7 protein-coding genes are annotated in these 4,485 nt (G+C 69.4%); 6 read left to right on the forward strand and 1 reads right to left on the reverse strand.

From position 1 onward, the window contains the following. Positions 1–202 precede the first annotated feature (202 nt). The 6 genes from AC1MIR_RS24505 to AC1MIR_RS24530 all read left to right on the forward strand — a co-directional run bounded on the left by AC1MIR_RS24505 (position 203) and on the right by AC1MIR_RS24530 (position 4,132). Complete coding sequence (locus AC1MIR_RS24505; RefSeq protein ID WP_480030793.1) at positions 203–691, forward strand: ImmA/IrrE family metallo-endopeptidase; 489 nt, start codon at positions 203–205, stop codon at positions 689–691. After that, a complete protein-coding gene (locus AC1MIR_RS24510) occupies positions 691–969 on the forward strand; it encodes a helix-turn-helix domain-containing protein (protein ID WP_109873036.1) in 279 nt (92 codons plus the stop codon). The genes AC1MIR_RS24505 and AC1MIR_RS24510 overlap by 1 nt, the downstream gene beginning before the upstream one ends. Then, a complete protein-coding gene (locus AC1MIR_RS24515) occupies positions 969–1,649 on the forward strand; it encodes a hypothetical protein (protein ID WP_480030794.1) in 681 nt (226 codons plus the stop codon). The genes AC1MIR_RS24510 and AC1MIR_RS24515 overlap by 1 nt, the downstream gene beginning before the upstream one ends. A gap of 271 nt (positions 1,650–1,920) precedes the next feature. Next, positions 1,921–2,412, forward strand: a complete 492-nt coding sequence (locus AC1MIR_RS24520) for a DUF2924 domain-containing protein (RefSeq protein ID WP_480030795.1) — start codon at positions 1,921–1,923, stop codon at positions 2,410–2,412. Beyond that, positions 2,409–3,734: a recombinase family protein gene (locus tag AC1MIR_RS24525; RefSeq protein WP_480030796.1), complete on the forward strand. Its 1,326-nt coding sequence runs from the start codon at positions 2,409–2,411 to the stop codon at positions 3,732–3,734. Before AC1MIR_RS24520 ends, AC1MIR_RS24525 begins: the two co-directional genes overlap by 4 nt. Beyond that, entirely contained in the window at positions 3,731–4,132 is a 402-nt protein-coding gene (locus AC1MIR_RS24530; RefSeq protein ID WP_480030797.1) for a hypothetical protein, read from the forward strand. The genes AC1MIR_RS24525 and AC1MIR_RS24530 overlap by 4 nt, the downstream gene beginning before the upstream one ends. 42 nt (positions 4,133–4,174) lie before the next feature. Here AC1MIR_RS24530 and AC1MIR_RS24535 read toward each other — a convergent pair. After that, on the reverse strand, positions 4,175–4,485 hold a 311-nt coding region (locus tag AC1MIR_RS24535; protein WP_480030798.1), incomplete at its 5' end, for a helix-turn-helix transcriptional regulator.

The raw sequence follows: 4,485 nt of genomic DNA on the forward strand, positions 1-4,485 counted from the left end.
TTACAAGAACGGCGCGCTATCCCCGACCGACGGCGCGACCGCGCCCGGGTGGCCCGCCGCTGCGCCTACGGCTCCGCACCGGCCAACCCGGGCGCGTCCATGCACACCAAACGGGGGTCCCTTTTGCACGCCGATCCGGGGTCCCGTTTGTGTGCCGATTGACAATCTGACGCGGCCGCTGCGGGACCAGTCGGGGCGCGCCGTGCTCGGGATCTGCGACGTCGATCCGGCCGAGCCGGGCTGGGCCTATGTTTCCATCGACGGGCCCACGGTGTCGCGTCGGCCCGACCTGGCGCTCAGCACGGCGGCGCATGAGCTTGGTCACCTGCTGCTCGACGTCCCTGATGAGATGGACGTCGGATCGCGCCGCTATCGCGCTGTCGCGCGCTCCGCATCGGCGCTGGAGAGCGTGAGCCGAGGTGCAGAAGGGCGGGCCAACGAGTTCATGGGTGCGCTGCTGGTTCCGCCGGTTCCGCTGCACACCCGCCTGCTGGCGCTCGCGCGCGGCGAGGGGCTGCGCCTTGCGCGGGCGCCGCATGAGGGACGGCCCGCGAGCCCAGTATTGGCGGCCGGCAATCCTGCCGACGTGGTGGCCGGCGTGTTTGCCGCGCTGGCGATCGAGTTCGGCGTCACGGAGCGGTTCATCGCCGTGCGCGCGGCGCGCTACGGCCTTGTGCAGGGAGGTATCTGATGGCGTTCGGGGACGTGATCCGCGCCCGCCGTACCGAGATGGGCATCGGGCTGAACGACATGGCGGAGCGGCTGGGGATATCGGCCGCCTATTGGTCGCGGATCGAACGCGACCTCGATAGCCCGCCGCGGGACGAACTCATCGAGAAGGCAGCGGCCATTCTGGCGCTACGGCTGGACGATCTCTTTGTCGAGGCACGGCGCCTGCCGCCGGACATGCAGCGCGACATCGGTCGCGTCGTGTTCGCCTATCGCCGCATGCGCTCCATCCACCGCTGATGACGGAGGACGTCATGGTACACCGACCCATCCGAAAGCTGTTCTATGATCTGTCCGACGCCGGCCGGAGGCTGGACCTCAGCCTCGTCGACATCGGCGCGCTTGTTGTGGAGCGCCAGCTGCGAATCTGCACGCCCGCGGCAGGCCTGCTCGTGGAGTTCGGCCTGTGGGAGAACGAGGGCAGCGTGGACCAGTATGCTGTCGCGGAGGAGGTCCGCGAGGTCAGCGGCCTGGTCGACCTGCGTCCGCAGGACGCGCTTGCGATCATCCTGTCCGGAAGTGCGGCCATTGAGTTCCTGGATGCCGCGCCCGGCTTATACCGGCGCATCATCCGCGCCGAAGGGGATCCGCCCGGGTTTGCTGTTCGTCGAGAGAACCTCGGTGTGCGGCACGAGGTGCTGCAGACGCTTGCCGATGAGTTCGGTGTTGATCTTGCGGCACTGACGGAGCTGCCGCGCCTCGGCGCACTCCGCACGCACGATTGGGACGCCTGCATGCTGGAGGTATCCCGGCTGTTCTACTTCGAGGGCGTGCCGGAATCGAAGGCGGCCTTGATCCGGCATGTGCAGGCCTGGTTCGCGAGCCGGGGGCAGAAGGTGCCGGACGAAAGCACGCTGCAGAAGAAGCTGAAGGACACCTGGGCGATGTTCGCGCCGGAGGCCCGAAAGAGGAGGGCATAGGACGAGGCAGCCGCAGCGGCGTGGGAAAGATTGGGGAGACGATCGGTAGAAAAGGGGCAGGACGACCGTGAAGAGCGATGCCCCAGCCGATCAACGCCCACCTCCCGCCCCACCTTCGCGATGTCTGCGATCTCCTCGCCCGCGGCCTGCTGCGGCTCCGCAGCCGCGCTACCGAGGAAGCCGCGCGCGCGGCCGGCAGCGAGAGGGTGGTTCGACTACCCTCCGTCCCCCGCCAGCGCCTTCGTGCGAACCCCAGGAGAAAGGGAGACGCATGACCCGCGCGAAGCCGACCACCACGATCACCACGACGATCAGCGCCATCCCGAAGCAGGACGTGCCGGCGCGCCTTGCCGCGCTGGCCGGCATGCCGATCGCCGAGCTGAAGGCCGAGTGGCGCCGGCTCTTCGGGACGGAGCCGCCGCCCTACAACGGGAGGTTCCTCGAAAGCAGGCTTTCATACCGAACTCAGGAACTCGCATACGGCGGCCTGAAGCCCGAGACCATCGCGCGCCTCGAGGCGCTCGGCGACCAGATCGACGGCAGGAATCTGACCCTGCGCCGGATCCGTCGCGACCAGCGCCCGATCGCCGGCACGCGGTTGCTGCGGGAATGGAAGGGCGTCGAGCACGTCGTCACCGTCACGCGCGACGGCTACGAATGGCAGGGGCGCCCGTATCAGTCGCTCTCGGCCATCGCGCGTGCCATCACCGGCACGCGCTGGAACGGCTGGACGTTCTTCGGCATGCGGAAGGCCGGCGCATGACCCGCCGCGACGCCGCCATGCCGGCGAAGGTCCGAAAACTCCGCTGCGCCGTCTACACCCGCAAATCCACGGACGAGGGGCTGGACAAAGAGTTCAACTCGCTCGAGGCGCAGCGCGCCGCGTGCGAGGCCTATATCGCCTCGCAGCGGTCCGAGGGCTGGGTGCTGGTGCACGACCGCTATGACGATGGCGGCGTTAGTGGCGGCACCCTCGATCGCCTCGCACTGAAGCGGCTGCTGACCGACATCGAGGCCGGCCTCGTCGATGTTGTCCTGGTCTATAAGGTGGACCGGCTGTCGCGCTCGCTGATGGACTTCGCGAAGCTGGTCGAGACCTTCGAGGCGCACGAAGTCACCTTTGTTGCGATTACGCAGTCGCTGAACACGACCACGAGCATGGGGCGGCTGACGCTGAACATGCTGCTCAGCTTTGCGCAGTATGAGCGAGAACTGATCGGTGAGCGGGTGCGCGACAAGATCGCAGCCTCGCGCGCACGCGGCATGTGGATGGGCGGGCCGGTGCCGCTCGGCTACCGCGTCGAGCACCGCAAGCTGGTGGTGGACGAGGCCGCCGCCGCGACGGTGCGGCGCGTGTTCGAGGGGTTCGCCGAGATCGGCTCTGGATCGCGCCTGCTGCCGATCCTGGCGGCGGAGGGGCACGTGACGAAGACGGGCCGCCCGTTCGACAAGGGCGCGCTGTACAAGCTGCTGGTGAACCGGGTCTACATCGGCGAGGCCGTGCACAAGGGTCAATCCTATCCCGGCGAGCACGCGGCCATCATCCCGCGAGAACTGTGGGACCGCGTCCACAGCATCCTGGCCGAGAGCCCGCGCCTGCGCGGTGGGAAGAACCGCGCCACCGCCACGGCGCTGCTGCGCGGCCTGCTGTTCGGGCCGGACGGGCGGGCCATGTCGCCCAGTCACACTCGGAAGAAGGGACGGCTCTACCGCTACTACGTCAGCCAGACAGTGCTGCAGGGCGGCGCGAACGACGCGCCGCACCGGCGGCTGCCGGCAGGCGAGATCGAGAGGCTGGTGATGTCGCAGGTGCGCGCCCTGCTGCGCCAGCCGGAGGTCGTGGTCGGCACCTGGCAGGCGGCGCGGGCGGAGGCGCCGGACGTTACGGAGGACGAGGTGCGCGACGCGCTCGGGCGGCTGGATCCGCTGTGGGACGAACTGTTCCCCGGCGAGCAGGAGCGGATCGTCCGGCTGCTAGTCGAGCGCGTGGACCTCACCGAGGCCGGCGCTCAGATCCGGCTCAATCTGGAAGGGCTCGCCGGGCTGGCGCGTGACATGGCGGCGAAGAAGGCGATTGCGGCATGACCAGCGTGACGGTGGTGGTGCCGATGACGATCCGGCGCCGCGCGGGGCGGAAGCAGATCATTGGGCCGGATGGGGCGCCGGTGCAGGCCGGCCGCGATGCGGCGGGGGTGGCGGAGACGCGCGGCGACCCGGCGCTGGTGAAGGCGCTGGCGCGGGCGTTCCGGTGGCGGCGGATGCTGGAGGAGGGGCGGTACGCGTCGATTCGCGCGCTCGCCGCCGCAGAAGGCGTCGATCGCGCCTATGTCGGCCGGGTGCTGAACCTGACGCTGCTGGCGCCAGAGGTGGTGGAGGCGATCCTGGATGGGAAGCAGTCGGAGGGGTTCAGCCTGCCGGGGCTGAACCAGCCGTTTCCGATGGAATGGAAAGAACAGTCTGCCGCAACTGTCATGCCGGGGTAGCCGCCTGTGAATGCGCCAGACTTACAAGTCGTCTGACGCCCCTTACTCCAGCCGTGCCGGTGGCGTGAGCCGCCAGACCAGCGACAGAAGTTCGACCTGTCGCGCGGTGCCAGTCTTGGCGAACAGGCGCGACAGGTGAGTCTTCGCCGTCGCCAAGGTGACACCGAGCGTCGATGCGGCATCCGCCACCGTGGCGCCCGCAAACAGCAAGCCCAGCAGACGGAGTTCGGCTGAGGTCAGCCCGAATTGCTGCGCGATGGCGCCGAGGTCCGGCGCCGCGCCCCCCCCCGGCCCCCTGAAGACCGCGGCGGCGGGCGCCCGGCGGGTGGCCCCGGCGGGCCGGCCCCCCCCCC

The sequence above is a fragment of the Falsiroseomonas sp. RANM36 genome (assembly GCF_056682175.1).

Excerpts from the sequence above, each read along its gene's own strand:
- AC1MIR_RS24520 (WP_480030795.1), top strand. The coding sequence starts at position 1,921 with ATGACCCGCGCGAAGCCGACCACCACGATCACCACGACGATCAGCGCC.
- AC1MIR_RS24530 (WP_480030797.1), top strand. The coding sequence starts at position 3,731 with ATGACCAGCGTGACGGTGGTGGTGCCGATGACGATCCGGCGCCGCGCG.
- AC1MIR_RS24525 (WP_480030796.1), top strand. The coding sequence starts at position 2,409 with ATGACCCGCCGCGACGCCGCCATGCCGGCGAAGGTCCGAAAACTCCGC.
- AC1MIR_RS24510 (WP_109873036.1), top strand. The coding sequence starts at position 691 with ATGGCGTTCGGGGACGTGATCCGCGCCCGCCGTACCGAGATGGGCATC.
- AC1MIR_RS24515 (WP_480030794.1), top strand. The coding sequence starts at position 969 with ATGACGGAGGACGTCATGGTACACCGACCCATCCGAAAGCTGTTCTAT.